This window comes from Streptomyces sp. AN091965 (genome assembly GCF_022698285.1).
Classification (GTDB): Bacteria; Actinomycetota; Actinomycetes; order Streptomycetales; family Streptomycetaceae; genus Streptomyces.
The window spans coordinates 4,231,852-4,251,385 of the sequence record NZ_JALDMY010000001.1; the positions used below are offsets into that span (position 1 = coordinate 4,231,852).

The window sequence follows — 19,534 nt, forward strand, 5'->3', positions numbered from 1 at the left end:
TGCACCGACGCAGCCACGAGGGGTGGATCCACACGTGACCGACAGCACGTACGGACCGGGCGCGGGGGCGAGTCCGTCGGGGCTCGCCGCGCGGCGCCGCAGACGACGCTGGCTGCGGTACGCCGGGGTCGGCACGGCCGTGGTCGTCCTGGCGGCGGGCGGTGTCGGCTGGGCCGTGTACCGGAAGCTCGACGGGAACATCACCGAGGACACCGACGCCGCCGCCGAGCTCGCGCGGTACGAGAAGGAGCGGCCGACCCCGCTCGTGCACGACGCGCAGAACATCCTGCTGATCGGCTCGGACACCCGCTCGGGGCGCGGCAACCACAAGTACGGGCGCGACCTCGGCACCCAGCGCTCGGACACCACGATCCTGTTGCACCTGGCCGCCGACCGGCAGAGCGCCACCGCGGTGTCGCTGCCGCGCGACCTGATGGTGCGGATCCCGAGCTGCCGCCGCCCGGACGGCTCCCGCACCCGGGCCCAATTCGCGCAGTTCAACTGGGCGTTCGAGTTCGGCGGCACGGCCTGCACGATCCGCACGGTGGAGAAGCTCACGAACATCCGGGTCGACCACCACATGGTCGTGGACTTCGCCGGGTTCAAGGACATGGTGGACGCCGTCGACGGCGTGCAGGTATGCCTCAAGGCGCCGGTGGACGACGCGGCCGCGAAGCTGCGGCTGCCCGCCGGACGGCAGACCCTCAACGGCGAGCAGGCCCTCGGATTCGTCCGCGCCCGCAAGTCGCTCGGCAACGGCAGCGACACCGAACGCATGGACCGGCAGCAGGAGTTCCTCGGCGCGCTCGTCAACAAAGTGCGCAGCAACGACGTCCTGCTGAATCCGGTGAAGCTCTATCCCGTTCTGGACGCGGCCACGTCGTCGCTCACCACGGACCCGGGACTCGCGAGCCTGCGCGGTTTGTACGAACTGGTGCGCGGACTACGCAATATCCCCACAGAACGGGTTCAATTCCTCACGGTGCCGCGCCGCTCGTACACGTACGACGCGAATCGCGACGAGCTGGTGGAACCCGCGGCCGACGAACTCTTCACCCGGCTCCGCACGGACGAGCCGGTGCAGGTGAGCCGCGCCCGGCCGGACGTATCGAATGCCTCAACCACTTCGCACAGTGACGAATCCTCGTACGAGAACGGCGACGACGGCGGGGAGTACGAAGAAGAAGAGGACGACTCCGGCGAGGGAGCCGAGGGGTACGCGGACTCCGGGGAGTACGAGGACGGCGGCGAGTGGAGCGACGAGAAGCCGGACGACCCCACGCACACGCCGAGTCCGGCACCCACATTCCGGGGCAACACGGCCGCCGGATCGACCTGTACGTAATCCGAACACCGGACGGACAGGGCCGCGCACCAAAGAAATTGGGCGGATTGCCCAGTTGTAGGGGAGTGGAATTTGTCACCGGCGTCGTTGGACGCTGAACTGGGCGGATAGTGTGAGCCGATCCGGTGTCCGGCCGATGGGCCGCACACCGTTGGTACGACTGGACCGAGCGCCTTCTTGAGGGGGGAAAGGCGCCGCGTGGCCCTGACGGAGGACGCAAACAACCGTGGACGCGCAAGGCCGTGGGCGGGCGGAGAACATCGATCCCGCAGACCAGTGGGTACTCAATCCACAGACCGGTGACTACGAGCTGCGACTGAGCCCTTCCGCAGAGCAGTCGGCGCCTCAGACCGGCACGCCTCAGACCGGCACGCCTCAGACCGGCGTGCCGGGCCCGCGCAGGGCGGCGCCCCGGCGGGGAGCCCCGCGCCCGGCGGACCCGCAGCAGAGCACGCCGCAGGAGGGCGCCCCGCGCCCCGGCGCGCGCGGCCCCGAGCGCCCGGGGAGCCGGGGCGGCGGCCGGGAGCAGGTGCCGGGCCAGCGCAGGCGCCGCGCCGCGCAGCCGGAGGCGGCGGGCAGCCGCCGCAAGGGCAAGACCAAGAAGAAGTCCACGGGCAAGCGGATACTGGCGTGGACGGGGGGCACGGTCGCCTTCGTGGTGGTCGCGGCCGGTGTCGGCGGCTATCTGTACTACCAGCACCTCAACGGCAACATCACGTCCGTCTCCGACGACGGCGCGGGCACCGGCGGCTTCAGCAAGGACCGCGCGATCAACATCCTGCTCGTGGGCACGGACGAGCGCAGCGGCGACGGCAACAAGGGCTACGGCGACGAGGGCAGCGTCGGGCACGCGGACACCACGATCCTGCTGCACGTGTCCAAGGACCGGTCCAACGCGACCGCGCTGAGCATCCCCCGGGACCTGATCACCGACATCCCGGACTGCCCCACCAAGCAGGACGACGGCTCCACCAAGACGATCCCGGGCTCGCAGAAGGTCCGCTTCAACGAGAGCCTCGGGCAGAACGAGCGCACGCCCAGCTGTGTCATGCGCACGGTCACGCAGATCACCGGCATAGAGCTCGACCACTTCATGGTGGCCGACTTCAACGCGGTCAAGACGCTGTCCAGCGCGGTCGACGGCGTGGACGTGTGCCTCGCCAAGGACTTCGACGACCCCAAGTCGCATCTGAAGCTGCCCGCGGGCAAGCACTCGATCGAGGGCGAGGAGGCGCTGGCGTTCGTCCGGACCCGGTACACCGTGGGCACCGGCGGTGACCTCAGCCGGATCCAGCTGCAGCAGCAGTTCCTCAGCTCGCTGATGCGCAAGCTGAAGTCGAAGGGCACGCTGACCAGCCCGAAGAAGATCATAAGTCTGGCGGAGGCGGGCACGAAGGCGCTCACCGTCGACTCCAAGATCGACGACATAATGAAACTCCGTGACCTCGGCATGGAGCTCGGCAAGTTCGACATGAAGAACCTGACCTTCGCGACGACCCCGGTGGTCGACAACCCCGCCGAGAAGAAGCCCGTCACGGTCGTGCTGAACAAGGCCAAGTCCGACGAGCTGTTCTCGATGCTGCGCGAGGACGTGTCGCTGACCGAGGTCAAGAAGCAGGAGAAGAAGGAGAAGGCCGCCGTGGCCGCACGGCTCAAGGGCCCGCGCGCCGAGGCCGGTGACGTGCGCGTCGACGTCTACAACGGCAGCGAGCGCATCGGTGCCGCTCAGGAAACTCTCAGCTGGCTGCAGAACACTGAGGGCGTGACGAAGTCCAGCCAGCTCGGCAACGCCGGCAAACAGGGCAAGACGACCGTGGAGTACAGCGCCGGACAGGCCGACGAGGCCCGGAAGCTGGCCGACCTCATGGGGCTGCCCGCCGCCGCGCTGAAGCCGGGCAAGAGCGAGAAGAACGCGCAGGGCCTGCCGGCGATCGTGCTGACCCTCGGTGCCGACTTCAAGGGCGCGGGGGTGCCCGTGAAGGCTCCGTCGAAGGCTCCGGAGGGCATCCAGAAGGTCGGGGCCGACAAAACCGTGTGTGCCAAGTGACCTGAGGCGGTCGTTTCACGTCTCACAGAACGCCCCGGTGGTTGAAGCGCGACATACCGCGCGGACTGCCGGGGCGGCGGCAGCGTGCCGCAAGTGGCCACGGGTGGGCCACACTTGGGAAGCACGGCGGGGAGGGACAGGGGATGGGGCAGAACAGCGTGCGTGGGGAGGGAGTGTCCTCGGGGGCGGGCACTCACGAGGCCACGAGTGAGCGGTCCCGCGCGGAAGGCGGCCGTCCGGACAGCGACGCCGGGGAAGCGGAGCCACACGCGCGGGACACGAAAGGCCCGGGGCGCTCCCGCGGGAAAGGCGGCGCAGCGGGCGAGGGCCGCGCCCGCGGAAAAGGCGGCGCGAAGGGCGAGGGCCGCTCCTCCGGAAAAGGCGGCCCGCAGGGCGAGGGCCGCGCCCGCGGGAAAGAGGCCCGGGGCTCCCGCAGCCGTACGCGCCGCGCGGCACCCCGGCGCAAGCGGCGGGTGCTGCGGTGGTCGGCGACCATCCTGGCCGTCCTGATACTCGGCACGGCAGGGGCCGGATACCTCTACTACCAGCACCTCAACAGCAACCTCGAAACGGACGACCTGAACCTGGGCGACCACCGGGCGCCCGCGCCCACGCCCAACGCCGCGGGCCAGACCCCGCTGAACATCCTCCTGATCGGCTCGGACGCGCGGGACTCCAAGGAGAACCAGAAGCTCGGCGGCGCCAAGGACACCTTCGGCGGCCCCCCGCTCGCGGACGTGCAGATGCTGCTCCACCTGTCGGCGGACCGCACCAACATGTCGATGATCAGCATGCCCCGCGACACGCTCCTGACCATCCCCAAGTGCACGGACCCGGACGACGGCAAGGTGTACGACGAGCTCGGGCCGCGGGCGATGACGAACGAGTCCCTGGGGCGCGGCGGCCCCGGCTGCACGGTCGCCACCTGGGAGAAGCTGACCAACATCCGCATCGACCACTTCATGATGGTCGACTTCTCCGGCGTGGTGTCGATGGCCGACGCCATCGGCGGCGTGCCCGTCTGCGTGGACAAGAACATCCACTCGCGCACCAGCACCGGCAAGGGCTCCGGCCTGAAGCTGCCCAAGGGCACCTCGAAGATCCAGGGCGAGCAGGCCCTCCAGTGGCTGCGCACGCGCTACGGCTTCGAGGACGGCAGCGACATCGGCCGCGCCAAGGCCCAGCACATGTACATGAACTCGCTGGTCCGCACCCTGCGCGAGAACGCGAGCCTGACCAGCCCGAACCGGCTGCGCAAGCTCGCCGAGAACGCCACGAGGGCCCTGAAGGTCGACCCGGGCCTCGGCACGGTCCTCAAGCTGTACGACCTCGGCAACGAGCTGAAGAAGGTCTCGCCGGAGCGCACGACGATGACCACGATGCCGTTCGAGTACTCCGGTTCGCGCGTGGTGCCCAAGCCGGGCGATGCCGAGCAGCTCTTCCGCCTCGTACGCGACGACATCCCCCTGGACGGCAAGGGCAAGAAGAAGAAGCCGAAGGAGAAGCCGTCCGACGACCCGGCCGCGCCGGACGCCGACATCGCGGTGCAGGTCCAGAACGGCACCCGCACCGCCACCGAGCCGGCGGTCAGCGGCCGCGCCGGCACGGTCGCACAGCTGCTCACGGCCGCGGGCTTCGCCAAGGCGGCGCCGGACACGGCGACGGCCCTCACCGAGGCGAGGACGGTGGTGCGCTATCCCTCGGTCGAGCTCGAGGGCGACGCCCAGCGGGTCGCGAAGTCCCTGGGCCTGCCGCTGAGCGCGGCCAAGAGGTCGACCGACGTCTCCGGCGTGACGCTGGTCGTGGGCGCCGACTGGCGCGAGGGCGACAAGCCGGAGAAGGCGAAGAAGCAGGACGACTCGACGCCGAAGTCGGCGGACGCGCTCAACGGCTCCGACAAGAAGGCGTGCATGAAGGTGGACCCGAACTTCACCTGGTGAGGCGGGAGTCCGGGTCCGGACGCGGGCTCCGGGGTCAGGCTTCCTGGGGCTTGCGGTCCGTGCCGAGGACCGCGGGGCGGCGCGAGGCGATGACCTTCTTGGCGAGCGAGCGCGGGCTGGTGAGGAAGCCCCAGCCCCACGACATGTGCATCGTCGCGAGGGCCACGGGGATCTGGAGCCGCGCCTTCAGGGGCAGGCCCTTGCCCGCGGGCACGGACCCGGCGGCGATCGCCGCCAGATAGCCGCCGGGGATCACCAGGCCCCACGGCGTCAGGGCCGCGCCCACGACCAGGCCCGCGGCGATGGCGCACACGGCCGTCGGCGGCGCGAGGTAGCGCAGGTTGATGGAGCCCTCGTGGTAGCGGGCGACGACGTGCCGCCAGCGGCCGTAGTCCTTGTACTGCTTGGCGAGGGCCTTCACGCTCGGGCGCGGCCGGTAGGAGACCTTCAGCTCCGGCGAGAACCAGATGAGGCCGCCCGCCTCGCGGATGCGGAAGTTCAGCTCCCAGTCCTGGGCGCGGATGAACTCCTCGTTGTAACCGCCCTGTTGTTCGAGGGCCTCGCGGCGGAAGACGCCCAGATAGACCGTCTCGGCCTGCTGGGCGTCGCCGCCCGTGTGGAAGGCGGCGTTGCCGACGCCGATCTTCGAGGTCATGGCGGCGGCGACGGCGTGCTCCCAGTCGTTCTCGCCCTCGGCGTGCATGATGCCGCCGACGTTCATCGCGCCGGTCTCCTCCAGGAGGCGCACGGCGGTGGTGATGTACCCCGGCGAGAGCGCGGCATGGCCGTCCACGCGCACCACGATCGGGTGGCGCGAGGCCTTGATGGCCGCGTTGAGGGCCGCGGGCGTACGACCTGTCGGGTTCGGGACCGTGTGCACCCGGGGGTCTTCGGCGACCAGCTCGGCGGCGATCTCGTCCGTGCGGTCGGTGGAGGGGCCGAGTGCGACGACGACCTCCATCTCACCCGCGTACTCCTGCTTGAGGATCGCGTGGACGGCTTCGCGCAGATGCCGCTCCTCGTTGAGGACCGGCATGATCACGGAGACGGCGGGAGGCTGACCGTCAGAATTCACGTGCGGAGTTTCCTTCTCGTCTCGCGGCCCGGGTTCCCGGGGGACGCCCCCGGAGAATGCAGCATCGGGCGTCACGTTACCGCGAACGGGGGACACGGGCGCGCGCCGTCCGGGTCGCTACCCCGGGCCGCAGATCGTATGGGCCTACGGTTCTGGCGTCCCCCGGCTCAAGCCGCGACCGCGGAGGTGTCCTCGCACGTGCCCGCACCGCACCGCTCCCCCGCCCCGCCCCCGCGCCGGCCCCACCCGCCGCGGCCCCCGCGCCCCCCGGCCCGACCGGCGGCGCGGCGGACGCGGCGGCCGCGCTGGGCGATGCGGATCGCGACGGCGCTGTCCGTCACGGTGCTCGGTGCCGCCGGGATCGGGCACTCGGTGGTCTCCAGCCTGGACACCGGCATCAGGCGCGTCGACGCCTTCAAGGACATGAAGAACCGGCCCGAGGGCAGCCACGGCACGAACGTGCTGCTCGTCGGCACGGACGGGCGCGACAGGATCAGCCGCGCGGAGAAGAGGAAGTACCGGCTCGGCGGCGCCCCCTGCCACTGCACGGACACGATCATGATCGTGCACATCTCGGAGGACCGGGAGCGCGCCAGCGTGGTCAGCCTGCCCCGGGACTCGTACGCGGAGCTGCCTCCGCACGTCGACCAGAACTCGCGCAAGCACCACAGGTCGCACCCCGTGAAGATCAACGCGGCGTACGCGGAGGGCGGGCCCAACCTCACGGTCCGGACGGTCGAGCGCATGACGAAGGTGAAGATCGACCACTATCTGGAGGTCGACTTCACCAGCTTCATGAAGACCGTCGACGTCGTCGGCGGTGTGGAGATCTGCACCACGATCCCCCTGAAGGACTCCTACACGGGCCTCGACCTGTCCGTCGGCACGCACCAGCTCAGCGGGGGCCAGGCACTGCAGTACGTCCGCTCGCGGCACATCGACGGGGCCGCCGACCTCGGGCGCATGCAGCGTCAGCAGCGGTTCCTCGCGGCGCTCATCGCGAAGGCCACGAGCAGCGGCGTGCTGTTGAATCCGGTCAAGTTCCGTGACGTCTCGCAGACGCTGCTCGGCTCGGTGCGGGCCGACGACGGCTTCGGTACGACGGACATGCTGGCGCTCGGCCGGGCCATGCGGAACTTCTCGCCGTCGTCGTCGGAGTTCACGACCGTGCCGCTGGCGCCCAAGGGGCAGCTGATCCCCGGCGTCGGGTCGACGCTGAAGTGGGACCCGCAGAAGTCCGCGAAGCTGTTCCAGGCGCTGCGCGACGACAAGCCGCTGGCTCCGCACCGGGAGCGGCGGAAGCTGGCGCTCGTGCCGGTCTCCCCCGAGCAGATCCGGGTGCAGGTCGACAACGGCACGCGGACGTCCGGGCTCGGGCGGCGGGTGGACTCGGCGCTACGGAGGTCCGGCTTCCGCACCTCCGGGGTGCCCGGCTCCGTCCCCCTGGCCCCCGGCGCCGGGCCGCTCGCCCGCACGGTCGTGGCCTACGACCCGCGCTGGGACCGCTCCGCGAAGTCTCTGGCCACCGCGTTGCCCGGCTGCGAGATGCGGCGCGTGAACGGGCAGGGGCCGACGCTGAAGGTGCTGGCCGGGGCGGATTTCCGCGGGGTCCGCGCGGTGCGGGCGCAGGACGCCCACCAGGGCGAATTCGGCGCCATCACGGGCGACCAGGTCATCTGCCCATAGCCCGGGTCCCGCACCGGGGCGGGGCGGTCCCACCGCCCTCCCCCGCCCGGCTGACGCCCAAGCGCCGTCCGCCGGTGCCGCGCTCCGCGCGGCGGGGCAGTCCCACCCACCCGACCGGCAGCGCTCCGCGCTGGGGCCGGACCTCGCGCAGCCGGGCAGAAACAGGTGGGTGGGCGGGAACAGGGACGGCGCCACCCGCAGGCGCTCCGCGTCGGGGCCGGGCCTCGCGCAGCCGGGGAGAGACGGGTGGGCGGGTGGGAGGAAACCCGCCGCGGTAGCGGCGGGAAGGGGGGCTGCGCCACGCAGCCGGGGTCCGGCAGAGGGCCAGGGCCCTGTAGGGGCCGGGCCTGGGGGAAGGCCCGGGGTCAGTCCTCGTAGCCCTCCCGGGCCCGGGCTTCGCGGAGGTCCTTGATGGCCCGGCGGCGAGCCAGGCGGTGGGTGCGGCGGATCTGCGCCTCCTGGTAGCGGCGCCGGTCCCGGTCGGTCTCGGGCTCGACCGGCGGCACGAGCCGCGGCTTGCCGTCGGCGTCGACCGCGGCGAAGACGAGGTACGCGGAGCCCACCTGCTGCGCGGGCGTCGACTCGTTCCAGCGCTCGGCGAGCACCCGTACGCCGACCTCCATGGAGGTGCGGCCGGTCCAGTTGACCTGGGCTTTCACATGGACGAGGTCGCCGACGCGCACGGGCGAGAGGAAGGCCATCTCGTCCATGGAGGCGGTCACCGCGGGCCCGCCGGAGTGGCGCCCGGCGACGGCGCCCGCCGCGTCGTCCACGAGCTTCATGATCACGCCACCGTGCACCGTGCCGAGGAGGTTGGTGTCGGCGTGGGTCATGATGTGGCTGAGGGTGGTGCGGGACACCGAGGTCGGCTTGCCCGGAATCTCCGGCTCCGGAGCAGTGGCCTGATCTGTCATGCCCTCCACCCTATGTCGCCGGGGGCATCGTGCCGGTTACGGGCGCATTGCCACAGCTCTGCAACAGGCGTGACCCGAAATCACGCCCTCCCTGTAAGAGAGGGCTCGCGGCACTGCACACTAAGCCACATGAGCGATTGGCCAGACGCGCGGAACGGCAACAACGGGGACCGCCACGGGTACGGCAGCGGCAACGCACAGCCCGAGGGCGCCCGCGTGATGCGCCACGTCCAGCGGCCCGACGGAGTCCCGCGCCAGCCCTCGTACGACGACAACGTGTACGACGACCTGTACCGCGACCAGCGGGCGCAGCCCGGGCAGCACGGCCAGCAGCACGCCCAGGGCCCCGGCGGCCCGGAGGGCTACGACAGCGGCTACAACACCGGCCAGGTGTACGGCTCGCCCGCCGGGCCCCGCCGCGGCCAGGCGCCCGGCGGCCCGCAGGGACCGGGCGGCCCGCCGGCCCCGCCGCGCCCCAAGCCCCCGGTGAACTGGAAGAAGCGGATCACCTGGGGCCTGGTCACGTTCCTCGCCCTGCTGATCGTGGTCTCCGTGAGCACGTACTTCTGGGCGGACTCCAAGCTCAAGCGCGAGGTCGACCTGTCGAAGGTGATCGAGCGGCCCGCGGGCGGCAAGGGCACGAACTACCTGATCGTCGGTTCGGACAGCCGCGCGGGCATGTCCGACGAGGAGAAGAAGAAGCTCCACACCGGCTCGGCCGAGGGCAAGCGGACCGACTCGATGATGATCCTGCACGTCGCGGACGACGGCGGGAACACGATGATCTCGCTGCCGCGCGACTCGAACGTCACGATCCCGTCCTTCAAGGGCGCCGAGTCGGGCAAGCTCTACCCGGCCACGGGCCGCCAGACCAAGCTGAACGCCGCGTACGCCGAGGACGGCCCCGAGCTGCTCGTCCGGACCGTGGAGGCCAACACGGGCCTGCGCATCGACCACTACGCGGAGATCGGCTTCGGCGGCTTCGCGAAGATCGTGGACGCGGTCGGCGGCGTCGAGATGAACATCCCCAAGGGCTTCAAGGACAAGAAGTCCGGCGCCGACTTCGAGGCGGGCAAGCAGAAGCTGAACGGCGAGGAGGCCCTGGCCTTCGTCCGCACCCGCTACGCGCTCCCGGGCAGCGACCTGGACCGCACCAAGAACCAGCAGAAGTTCCTCGCGGCCCTGGCCAACCAGGCGGCGACGCCCGGCACGGTCATGAATCCGTTCAAGCTCTACCCGATGATGGGCGCGGGCCTGGACACGCTGATCGTCGACAAGGACATGGGCCTGTTCGACGTGGCCTCGATGTTCTGGGCGATGAAGGGCGTCACGGGCGGCGACGGCAAGTCCATGAACATGCCGATCTCGGGCTCGGTCGGCGGCAACCTCGTCTGGGACAAGGCGAAGGTCAAGCAGCTCGTCGAGCAGCTCAACAACGACGAGACGGTGACCGTGTCGGGCAACTGACCGGTCACCCGAAGCCCGCGGGCCCCGCCGTCACCGACGGCGGGGCCCGCGGCGTTCCACCGCACGCATACCCCGAACGCTCCGCCCGCCGCGAAGCCGCGGGCTCGCCGTGCGACGGTGGTGGACCAGCGAGAAAGTGCCCACCGGACCGCGGAGCTGCCATGGCGGACCTGCAGGACGAATTCGACACCACCGCCGAGGCCGGAGAGCTCGACCGGCTGCCGGACGCCGTACCAGGCGCCGAGACGGCCGGGCCCGAGCCCGACGCGCGCCTCGACGACGCCGACGGGCGGGCCCGCGCCCTGCTGGCCGCGCATCCCGTCGCCGACGGCTACAGCGGCCTGCCGTGGGCGCTGCGCGGCCTTCCGTACTGCGACCTGGAGTCCGGCGACAGCTGTTTGGAGACCGATGTGCCAAGGCTGAGAGCGGGTGCGGTCGGCGCGCAGTTCTGGTCGCTGCACGTGCCCGACGAGCTCGCCGGTGACCGTGCGGTGAGCGCGACCCTCGAACAGCTCGACCTGGTGCGCCACGTCGTCACCCGCTACGGCGACGCCCTGCGGCTCGCCCGGGACGCCTCCGAGGCCGCCGACGCCCGCAACCACGGCCGCGTCGCCACCGTCGTGGGCCCGGCGAGCGCCCGTGCCATCGGCGACTCGCTGGGCGCGCTGCGCTCGCTGCACGCGCTCGGCCTGAGCGTCCTCACGCTCGCCGGCACGTCGTGGGCGGGCGGGGGCGGTCTGAGCGCCTTCGGCGAGGAGGTCGTACGGGAGATGAACCGGCTCGGCGTCCTCGCCGATCTGTCCGGGGCGCCCGAGGAGACCGCGCGCCGGGTGCTTTCGGTGTCCAGGGCGCCGGTCCTCTTCACCCGGTCCGGGGCGCGGGCGCTGTGCGAGCACCCCGCGAACCTCAGTGACGACCTGCTCGCGGCCGTGGGCGCGGCCAAGGGCCTGTGTCTGGTGCCGCTGGCGACGGAGCAGACGGGGACCTCGGTCCGGGACGTCGTGAGCCATCTGGAGCACGTGCGCCGGATCGCGGGGCCGGAGTGCGTCGGGATCGCGGGGACGTACGACACCACGGCCGCGCACCCCGAGGAGCTCGACGACGCCTCGTGCTTCCCCCGGCTCGTCACCGAGCTGCTCGGGCAGGGCTGGAGCGATGCCGAGATCGGGGCGCTCACCTGGGGCAATGTGCAACGCGTGCTGCGCGGGGCGGACTTCACGGCCCGGGCGGCCCGCGAGCGCAGGGAGGCGTCGACGGCGACGATCGGCCGCCTCGACGGCTAGCCCCGGCCGTGCGTCAGGCGGCGGGCCTGCCCATGGCGCGGTACGTCCAGCCCCCGGCCCGCCAGCGCTCCGGGTCGAGCGCGTTGCGCCCGTCGAGCAGGACGCGGTGTCCGGCGACGGCCCCGAGCGCCTCGGGGTCGAGGTCGCGGAACTCCCGCCACTCCGTGAGGTGCAGGACGACGTCGGCGCCCCGGACCGCCTCCTCGGCGGTGGCGGCGTACCCGAGCGTGGGGAAGAGGCGGCGGGCGTTGTCCATGCCCTTGGGGTCGTAGACGGTGACCTGGCCGCCCTGGAGGTGGATCTGCCCGGCCACGTTCAGGGCGGGCGAGTCGCGCACGTCGTCCGAGTCGGGCTTGAACGTGGCGCCGAGGACGGCCACCCGCTTGCCGAGGAAGGAGCCGCCGCCGACGGCCTCGCGGGCCAGCTCCACCATGTGTCCGCGGCGGCGCATGTTGATGGAGTCGACCTCGCGCAGGAAGGTGAGGGCCTGGTCGGCGCCCAGCTCACCGGCGCGTGCCATGAACGCGCGGATGTCCTTGGGCAGACAGCCGCCGCCGAAGCCGATGCCGGCGCGCAGGAACTTGGCGCCGATGCGGTCGTCGTACCCGAGGGCCTCGGCCAGCTTCACCACGTCGCCGCCCGCGGCCTCGCACACCTCGGCCATGGCGTTGATGAAGGAGATCTTCGTGGCGAGGAAGGAGTTCGCCGCCGTCTTCACGAGTTCGGCCGTGGGGAAGTCCGTCACGACGAAGGGCGTGCCCTCGGCGACCGGCTTGGCGTAGACGTCGCGCAGCAGCTTCTCGGCCCGCTCGCTGTCCACGCCGACCACGATCCGGTCGGGGTGCAGCGTGTCGTCCACGGCGAAGCCCTCGCGCAGGAACTCCGGGTTCCAGGCCAGCTCGGTGCCCTCGGGAAGGAGCCCGGCCAGGCGCTGGGCCGAGCCGACCGGCACCGTCGACTTGCCGACGACCAGCGCGCCCGGCTTCAGATGCGGGGCGAGGGAGGCGAAGGCGGCGTCGACGTAGCTCATGTCGCAGGCGTACTCGCCGTGCTTCTGCGGGGTGTTCACGCAGACGAAGTGGACGTCGCCGAACTCCGCGGCCTCGGCGAAGTCCATCGTGAAGCGCAGCCGGCCGCTGGATCCCTCGATCCCGGCGACGTGACGGCGCAGCAGCTCTTCGAGACCGGGCTCGTACATGGGGACTTCGCCCCGCGTGAGCATCTCGATCTTCTCGGGCACGACGTCGAGCCCGAGGACCTCGAAGCCGAGCTCCGCCATGGCCGCGGCGTGCGTGGCGCCGAGGTAGCCGGTGCCGATCACGGTGATCTTCAGGGCCATGAGGTGCTCCAGAGGTGTACTGGCCGGGGTGCGCTGCCCGAGCATAGTCGGGGCGCGGTCAGGCGTGCCCGGGGCTCTCACCGGGCACGTTTCCCCCTGTCGTCAAGCTCACGTATCCGTGGCGCGGGCGGCACCCTAAAATTCGAGTACCCATCGTGTTACTTAACGGTAATTAGCAAGGGTGACTAGCGTCCACAGCGTGCTTGGAGCGTGAGAGACCTTGGCCGGATCGGCTGACTTCGACCTGTACCGCCCGTCCGAGGAGCACGACATGCTCCGCGACACGATCCGCTCGCTCGCCGAGTCGAAGATCGCGCCGTTCGCCGCCGCCGTGGACGAGGAGGCCCGCTTCCCGCAGGAGGCCCTGGACGCCCTGGTGGCCTCCGACCTGCACGCGGTGCACGTACCGGAGAGCTACGGCGGCGGCGGCGCCGACGCGCTCGCCACGGTCATCGTGATCGAGGAGGTGGCCCGCGTCTGCGCGTCGTCCTCCCTCATCCCGGCCGTGAACAAGCTGGGTTCGCTGCCCGTCATCCTCTCCGGCTCCGAGGAGCTGAAGAAGAAGTACATGACGCCGCTGGCCAAGGGCGAGGGCATGTTCTCGTACTGCCTCTCGGAGCCGGACGCGGGTTCGGACGCGGCGGGCATGAAGACGAAGGCCGTGCGCGACGGCGACTCCTACGTCCTGAACGGCGTGAAGCGCTGGATCACCAACGCGGGCGTCTCCGAGTACTACACGGTCATGGCCGTCACCGACCCTGAGAAGCGCTCCAAGGGCATCAGCGCCTTCGTCGTGGAGAAGGGCGACGAGGGCGTGTCCTTCGGCGCCCCGGAGAAGAAGCTCGGCATCAAGGGCTCGCCGACCCGCGAGGTCTACCTCGACAACGTGCGCATCCCCGCCGACCGCATGATCGGCGAGGAGGGCACGGGCTTCGCCACGGCGATGAAGACGCTCGACCACACCCGCATCACCATCGCCGCCCAGGCCCTCGGCATCGCCCAGGGCGCCCTCGACTACGCCAAGGGCTACGTCCAGGAGCGCAAGCAGTTCGGCAAGCCGATCGCCGACTTCCAGGGCATCCAGTTCATGCTCGCCGACATGGCGATGAAGATCTCCGCCGCCCGCGCCCTGACCTACCAGGCCGCGGCCGCCTCCGAGCGCGGTGACGCCGACCTCACCTACCTCGGCGCCGCCGCCAAGTGCTTCGCCTCCGACATCGCGATGGAGGTCACCACGGACGCCGTCCAGCTCCTCGGCGGCTACGGCTACACCCGTGACTACCCGGTCGAGCGCATGATGCGCGACGCCAAGATCACGCAGATTTACGAAGGCACGAATCAGGTCCAGCGGATCGTCATGGCCCGCAACCTGCCGTAACCCCGGCCGGATCGGCCCCTTCCCGCACGCATGGGAAGGGGCCGATCCGCTTGTGGGGCAGGCGAGTTGACGCCCTCCACCGCCTGCCTCCGGGGCGCCCCCTCGCCCCCACTACGGGCCCAACGGCCTGTGCGAGCCGACCGGTTCGGCGGCCTCCTTCCGGCTGCCGCCGCGCGCCGAGGGCGAACCCGACGAGGGCCCGCTCGCGGAGGGCATGCCTGATGCGGCGGGACGCCCGCCAGCGGCACCGCGGCGCGTCAGGCGAAGAACTCCACCAGCTCCGCCGTCACCCGCTCCGGCCGCTCCTCGGGGAGGTAGTGGCCGCTGCCCTCGATCCGCCGGAGGCGGAAGTCCTCGGCGTGGCCGGGCAGGATGGCGCGCAGATACGCGTGGCTGCGGTCGCCCGCGAGCGCGAGGACGGGGACGCCCACCCGGTCGTACGTCTCGAAGTCCTCGACGTCCTGGAGGAACGTCTGGTACCAGGCGTTGCCCGCGCGGACCGCGTCGGGCGTGGCGTAGGCCGCCGCGTACACCGCGCGCGAGCGCTCGTCGATCGTGGCCTGGTCCTGGAGCAGATAGCCGAAGAGCCAGTCGATGAGGACGTCGGTCCGGCCGGCGAGCAGCCGCTCCGGCAGGCCCTTGACCTGGTTGAACGCGAACCACCAGAGATAGACACCGCCGGGCGCGGCCTCCCAGTCGGCCCCGTCGCCGACCGGGAGCAGGGTGAGCTCGCGCAGGCTCGGGTCGGGGTGGGCCACGTCCAGGAGGGCCAGCTTCCGGGTGGCCTCGGGGTGGTTGACGGCGAAGGCGTGGGCGACCATCGCGCCGATGTCGTGCCCGGCGAGGTGCACGCGGTCGTGGCCGAGGTGGCGGACCAGCGCGTGGATGTCCTCGGCCATCGTCTTCTTGTCGTAGCCGGACGGCGGCTTCGCGGAGCCGCCCATGCCGCGCAGGTCCACGGCTATGACGCGGTAGCGGCGCGCCAGGGCCGGCATGACCTTGTGGAACTGCCACCAGGTCTGCGGCCAGCCGCCGAGCAGGACGAGCGGGTCGCCGCTGCCGCCCGCCACGTAGTGCAGCCGGACGCCGTTCACCTCGGCGTACGCGCTGGTGAAGTCGCCCTCCAGGGAGTGGGCCAGCTCCTCGTCGGTGGGCACGGTGGGAACGGTGTCGGACATGGGGGTCTCCTCCGAGAGTTTTGGACTGCTCAGTTCACAACCTCTGCGAGGACGGTAGCCCATTCAGACCGATCGTTCAAGAAAAGGGGGCGACGAAGGGGCGCGGCTCTGGAGCCGCGCCCCTGACGCCCGGTGATGACCCGTCAGCCGTCGAGCTGCTCCAGGGTCGCGATCGACGGTCCCCTGCGGGCCTTCGCGTCGCGGGCCACGTCCTCCGCCGCGCCCAGGACCCGGACCGCGTTCCGCCAGGTCAGCTTGGCGATGTCGGGCTCGGACCAGCCGCGGTCGAGGAGCTCGGCGACGAGGTTCGGATAGCCGGAGACGTCGTCGAGGCCGGACGGGGTGAACGCCGTGCCGTCGTAGTCCCCGCCGATGCCCACGTGGTCGATGCCCGCGACCTCCCGCATGTGGTCGAGGTGGTCGGCCACCGTCGCCGCGGTGGCGACGGGGCGCGGCCGCGACTCCTCGAAGGCCGCGTGCACCTTCATGGCCTCCGGGGTGGTGTCCAGGTGGTGGAAGCCGTGCGCCCGCATGTTCTCGTCGGCCGCGAGGGTCCAGTCGACCGCCGCCTGGAGGACGAACTTCGGGACGAAGGTGGCCATCGCCACGCCGCCGTTCGCGGGCAGCCGCTCCAGGACGTCGTCCGGGATGTTGCGCGGGTGGTCGCACACCGCGCGGGACGAGGAGTGCGAGAAGATCACCGGCGCCTCGGAGGTGTCCAGGGCCGCCCGCATCGTCACCGCCGCCACGTGCGAGAGGTCCACCAGCATGCCGAGCCGGTTCATCTCGCGGACGACCTCGCGGCCGAACGCGGACAGGCCGCCGACACCGGGGACGTCCGTCGCCGAGTCCGCCCAGGCGATGTTGTCGTTGTGCGTCAGCGTCATGTAGCGCACGCCGAGGGCGTACAACGCCCGCAGCGTGGCGAGGGAGTTGTTGATCGAGTGGCCGCCCTCGGCGCCCATCAGGGACGCGATGCGGCCCTCCGCGCGGGCCGCCTCCATGTCGGCGGCGGTCAGCGCGGGGCGCAGCTCGCCCGGGTGGCGGGCGAGCAGCCGCTGGACGCAGTCGATCTGCTCCAGCGTCGCGCTGACCGCGTCGTCGCCCGCCATGTCGGTGCGCACGTACACCGACCAGTACTGCGCGCCGACCCCGCCCGCGCGAAGGCGTGCCAGGTCGGTGTGGAGCCGGCCCGTCTGGTCGGCGGCGACGTCCAGGCGGTCGAGGTCGTAACCGGCCTTCTCGCGCAGCGCCCACGGCAGGTCGTTGTGACCGTCCACGACGGGGAACTCGGCGAGCAGGGAGCGGGCTCGGGCCAGGGAATCGGTCAGCTTCGTCATGCGGCCACTGTTCCCTCGATCACGCGCGCTGTCACGGGGTCACTTCCCGAAGCCGAAGCCGGACCCCGCGCCCTCGACCTTGGCGCGCAGACGCTTGCCCTTCTCGGTCGCCTGCTCGTTCAGCTCCTGCTGGAACTCGCGCATCCGGCCGAGCAGTTCGGCGTCGTGCGCGGCGAGGGTCCGCGCGGCGAGCAGGCCCGCGTTGCGCGCGCCGCCCACCGAGACCGTCGCGACCGGCACGCCCGCGGGCATCTGCACGATGGAGAGCAGGGAGTCCATGCCGTCCAGGTACTTCAGCGGCACGGGGACGCCGATCACCGGCAGCGGGGTCACCGAGGCCAGCATGCCCGGCAGGTGCGCGGCGCCGCCCGCGCCCGCGATGATCACCTTCAGGCCGCGGTCGGCGGCCCCCTCGCCGTACGCGATCATCTCGCGCGGCATGCGGTGCGCGGACACCACGTCCACCTCGTACGGGATCTCGAACTCGTCGAGGGCCTTGGCGGCGGCCTCCATGACGGGCCAGTCGGAGTCCGAGCCCATGACGATGCCGACGACGGGACTGCTCACGGATGTGCTCATTCGGTGATCGTTCCTCGGAGGTAGCCGGCAGCGTGACGGGCGCGGTCGAGGACCTCGTCCAGGTCGTCGCCGTAGGTGTTGACGTGTCCGACCTTGCGGCCGGGCTTCACGTCCTTTCCGTACATGTGGATCTTCAGCTGCGGGTCCCGTGCCATGCAGTGCAGGTACGCGGTGTACATGTCGGGGTAGTCGCCGCCCAGGACGTTCGCCATGACCGTCCACGTGGCGCGCGGGCGCGGGTCGCCGAGGGGCAGGTCGAGAACCGCGCGGACGTGGTTGGCGAACTGGGAGGTCACGGCGCCGTCCTGGCTCCAGTGGCCGGAATTGTGCGGTCGCATCGCGAGCTCGTTGACCAGGACGCGGCCGTCGCGGGTCTCGAACAGCTCGACGGCGAGGTGTCCGACCACGCCGAGCTCCTGGGCCACGCGAAGCGCCAGCTCCTGGGCCTGCCCGGCCAGTTCGTCGCTGAGGTCGGGGGCGGGCGCGATCACGGTGTCGCAGACGCCGTCGACCTGCCGGGACTCCACGACCGGGTACGCCACGGCCTGGCCGTGCGGCGAGCGCACGACGTTCGCCGCCAGCTCCCGGGCGAAGTCCACCATCTCCTCGGCGAGGACCGGCACACCCGCGCGGAACGGCTCGGCGGCGTCGGCTGCGGAGCGTACGACCCAGACGCCCTTGCCGTCGTACCCGCCGCGCACGGTCTTCAGGATGACCGGGAAGCCGTCACCCTCCGTGTCCCCTTCCGCCGCGAAGGCCACGACGTCCGCCGGGTCCTCCACGATGCGGTGGCGTGGGCACGGCACCCCGAGCTCATCCAGCTTCGCGCGCATCACCCCCTTGTCCTGGGCGTGCACCAAGGCGTCGGGCCCCGGGCGCACGGGGATGCCGTCCGCCTCCAGGGCCCGTAGATGCTCGGTGGGTACGTGTTCGTGATCGAAGGTGATCACGTCGCAGCCCCGCGCGAAGTCACGCAGCGTGTCCAGGTCGCGATAGTCGCCGATGACGACGTCGCTGACGACCTGCGCCGCGGAATCCTGCGGAGTGTCACTGAGGAGCTTGAACCTGATGCCTAGCGGGATGCCCGCCTCGTGGGTCATACGAGCGAGCTGCCCCCCGCCGACCATGCCGACTACCGGGAACGTCACACCCACAGGGTATCGGCCATCCGGGAACGGCCCGATCCCGTGCACTGGCGTCACAGCCGTGCCACGGATTGGACGGCGTCCCCGCGCACCACCGGGAGGGGCTGGTTAGCATGGCTGGGTTGACGCGACCGGGGAAACCGCAAACGAGGCGGGCGCGGCACCACAGGAGCGGCACCACCGGCATGACCCGCCGGTACGGCCGACCGACACGGGCAACACGACCGATGGACACCAATCACGGGGCTGGGGCGACCAACCATGACGGACCGCGGCGCACTGCGGGTGCGAATGGACCGGCTCACGCGGGAAGTGGCCAAGTTCGGGGCCGTGGGCGCGGTGGGGACGCTGGTGAACTTCGCCGTCTTCAACCTCGTACGCCACCTCACCGACCTCCAGGTGGTGCGCGCCAGCGTCATCGCGACCATGGTCGCGATCTGCTGCAACTACGTGGGGTTCCGCTACTTCACCTACCGTGACCGGGACAAGAGCGGCCGCACCAAGGAGCTGACGCTCTTCCTGCTGTTCAGCGTCGTCGGCCTGGTGATCGAGAACGGCGTCCTGTACGTGGCCACGTACGGTTTCGAGTGGGACAGCAAGCTCCAGGCGAACGTCTTCAAGTTCCTCGGCATGGGCATCGCCACGCTGTTCCGCTTCTGGTCGTACCGCACCTGGGTGTTCCGGGCCCTGCCCGCGCGCGCCGCGGTCGCCGATGCCGAATCGTTCCTGGAGGACGCTCCGGCGGCCGACGGCGGCCGACCGGCCGCATCGGGCGGGCGCCGCCAGGCCTGACCTGCGCCGGCCCTGCGCCGGGCCCC

General features: G+C 71.3%; 15 protein-coding genes. 8 read left to right on the plus strand and 7 right to left on the minus strand.

The genetic code is table 11. The features are described from left to right. Positions 1-34 precede the first annotated feature (34 nt). The 3 genes from MQV74_RS17690 (at position 35) to MQV74_RS17700 (ending at position 5,332) form a co-directional block, all read left to right on the plus strand. Positions 35-1,345, plus strand: coding sequence for an LCP family protein (locus tag MQV74_RS17690; protein WP_242718827.1), 1,311 nt, complete (start codon positions 35-37; stop codon positions 1,343-1,345). Positions 1,346-1,571: 226 nt separating this feature from the next. After that, positions 1,572-3,392 (plus strand): LCP family protein, encoded by a 1,821-nt coding sequence (locus MQV74_RS17695; protein WP_242718829.1) that lies wholly within the window; start codon positions 1,572-1,574, stop codon positions 3,390-3,392. A gap of 143 nt (positions 3,393-3,535) precedes the next feature. Next, a complete protein-coding gene (locus MQV74_RS17700; protein ID WP_242718831.1) occupies positions 3,536-5,332 on the plus strand; it encodes an LCP family protein in 1,797 nt (598 codons plus the stop codon). Positions 5,333-5,366: 34 nt separating this feature from the next. On the opposite strand, the gene MQV74_RS17705 is transcribed toward MQV74_RS17700, so the two are convergent. Further along, positions 5,367-6,407, minus strand: a complete 1,041-nt coding sequence (locus MQV74_RS17705; protein ID WP_268255504.1) for a glycosyltransferase family 2 protein — start codon at positions 6,405-6,407, stop codon at positions 5,367-5,369. Between the two features lie 198 nt (positions 6,408-6,605). Between MQV74_RS17705 and MQV74_RS17710 the strand changes: the two genes are divergently transcribed. Further along, complete coding sequence (locus MQV74_RS17710) at positions 6,606-8,093, plus strand: LCP family protein (RefSeq protein ID WP_441349342.1); 1,488 nt, start codon at positions 6,606-6,608, stop codon at positions 8,091-8,093. A gap of 365 nt (positions 8,094-8,458) precedes the next feature. On the opposite strand, the gene MQV74_RS17715 is transcribed toward MQV74_RS17710, so the two are convergent. Beyond that, complete coding sequence (locus MQV74_RS17715; RefSeq protein ID WP_138960088.1) at positions 8,459-9,007, minus strand: acyl-CoA thioesterase; 549 nt, start codon at positions 9,005-9,007, stop codon at positions 8,459-8,461. 129 nt (positions 9,008-9,136) lie between these two features. Between MQV74_RS17715 and MQV74_RS17720 the strand changes: the two genes are divergently transcribed. Further along, positions 9,137-10,474, plus strand: coding sequence for an LCP family protein (locus MQV74_RS17720; RefSeq protein ID WP_242718835.1), 1,338 nt, complete (start codon positions 9,137-9,139; stop codon positions 10,472-10,474). Between the two features lie 161 nt (positions 10,475-10,635). Next, positions 10,636-11,757: a dipeptidase gene (locus tag MQV74_RS17725; RefSeq protein WP_242718837.1), complete on the plus strand. Its 1,122-nt coding sequence runs from the start codon at positions 10,636-10,638 to the stop codon at positions 11,755-11,757. 13 nt (positions 11,758-11,770) lie between these two features. On the opposite strand, the gene MQV74_RS17730 is transcribed toward MQV74_RS17725, so the two are convergent. After that, positions 11,771-13,096 carry a UDP-glucose dehydrogenase family protein gene (locus MQV74_RS17730; protein WP_242718839.1) on the minus strand — a complete coding sequence of 442 codons (1,326 nt, stop codon included), beginning with the start codon at positions 13,094-13,096 and terminating at the stop codon, positions 11,771-11,773. A gap of 220 nt (positions 13,097-13,316) precedes the next feature. Between MQV74_RS17730 and MQV74_RS17735 the strand changes: the two genes are divergently transcribed. Next, entirely contained in the window at positions 13,317-14,474 is a 1,158-nt protein-coding gene (locus MQV74_RS17735; protein WP_242718841.1) for an acyl-CoA dehydrogenase family protein, read from the plus strand. A 257-nt stretch (positions 14,475-14,731) separates the two neighbouring features. On the opposite strand, the gene MQV74_RS17740 is transcribed toward MQV74_RS17735, so the two are convergent. From MQV74_RS17740 to MQV74_RS17755, 4 genes are all read right to left on the minus strand, one after another. Further along, positions 14,732-15,652: an alpha/beta fold hydrolase gene (locus MQV74_RS17740; RefSeq protein ID WP_242718843.1), complete on the minus strand. Its 921-nt coding sequence runs from the start codon at positions 15,650-15,652 to the stop codon at positions 14,732-14,734. 143 nt (positions 15,653-15,795) lie between these two features. Next, positions 15,796-16,992 (minus strand): dipeptidase, encoded by a 1,197-nt coding sequence (locus tag MQV74_RS17745; RefSeq protein ID WP_242718845.1) that lies wholly within the window; start codon positions 16,990-16,992, stop codon positions 15,796-15,798. Between the two features lie 39 nt (positions 16,993-17,031). Beyond that, positions 17,032-17,571, minus strand: a complete 540-nt coding sequence (purE, locus tag MQV74_RS17750; RefSeq protein WP_242718847.1) for a 5-(carboxyamino)imidazole ribonucleotide mutase — start codon at positions 17,569-17,571, stop codon at positions 17,032-17,034. Beyond that, on the minus strand, positions 17,568-18,719 hold the full coding sequence (locus MQV74_RS17755) for a 5-(carboxyamino)imidazole ribonucleotide synthase (RefSeq protein ID WP_242718849.1): 1,152 nt from the start codon (positions 18,717-18,719) through the stop codon (positions 17,568-17,570). The genes purE and MQV74_RS17755 overlap by 4 nt, the downstream gene beginning before the upstream one ends. Positions 18,720-18,977: 258 nt before the next feature. Between MQV74_RS17755 and MQV74_RS17760 the strand changes: the two genes are divergently transcribed. After that, positions 18,978-19,508, plus strand: a complete 531-nt coding sequence (locus MQV74_RS17760; RefSeq protein WP_242718851.1) for a GtrA family protein — start codon at positions 18,978-18,980, stop codon at positions 19,506-19,508. Positions 19,509-19,534 lie beyond the last annotated feature (26 nt).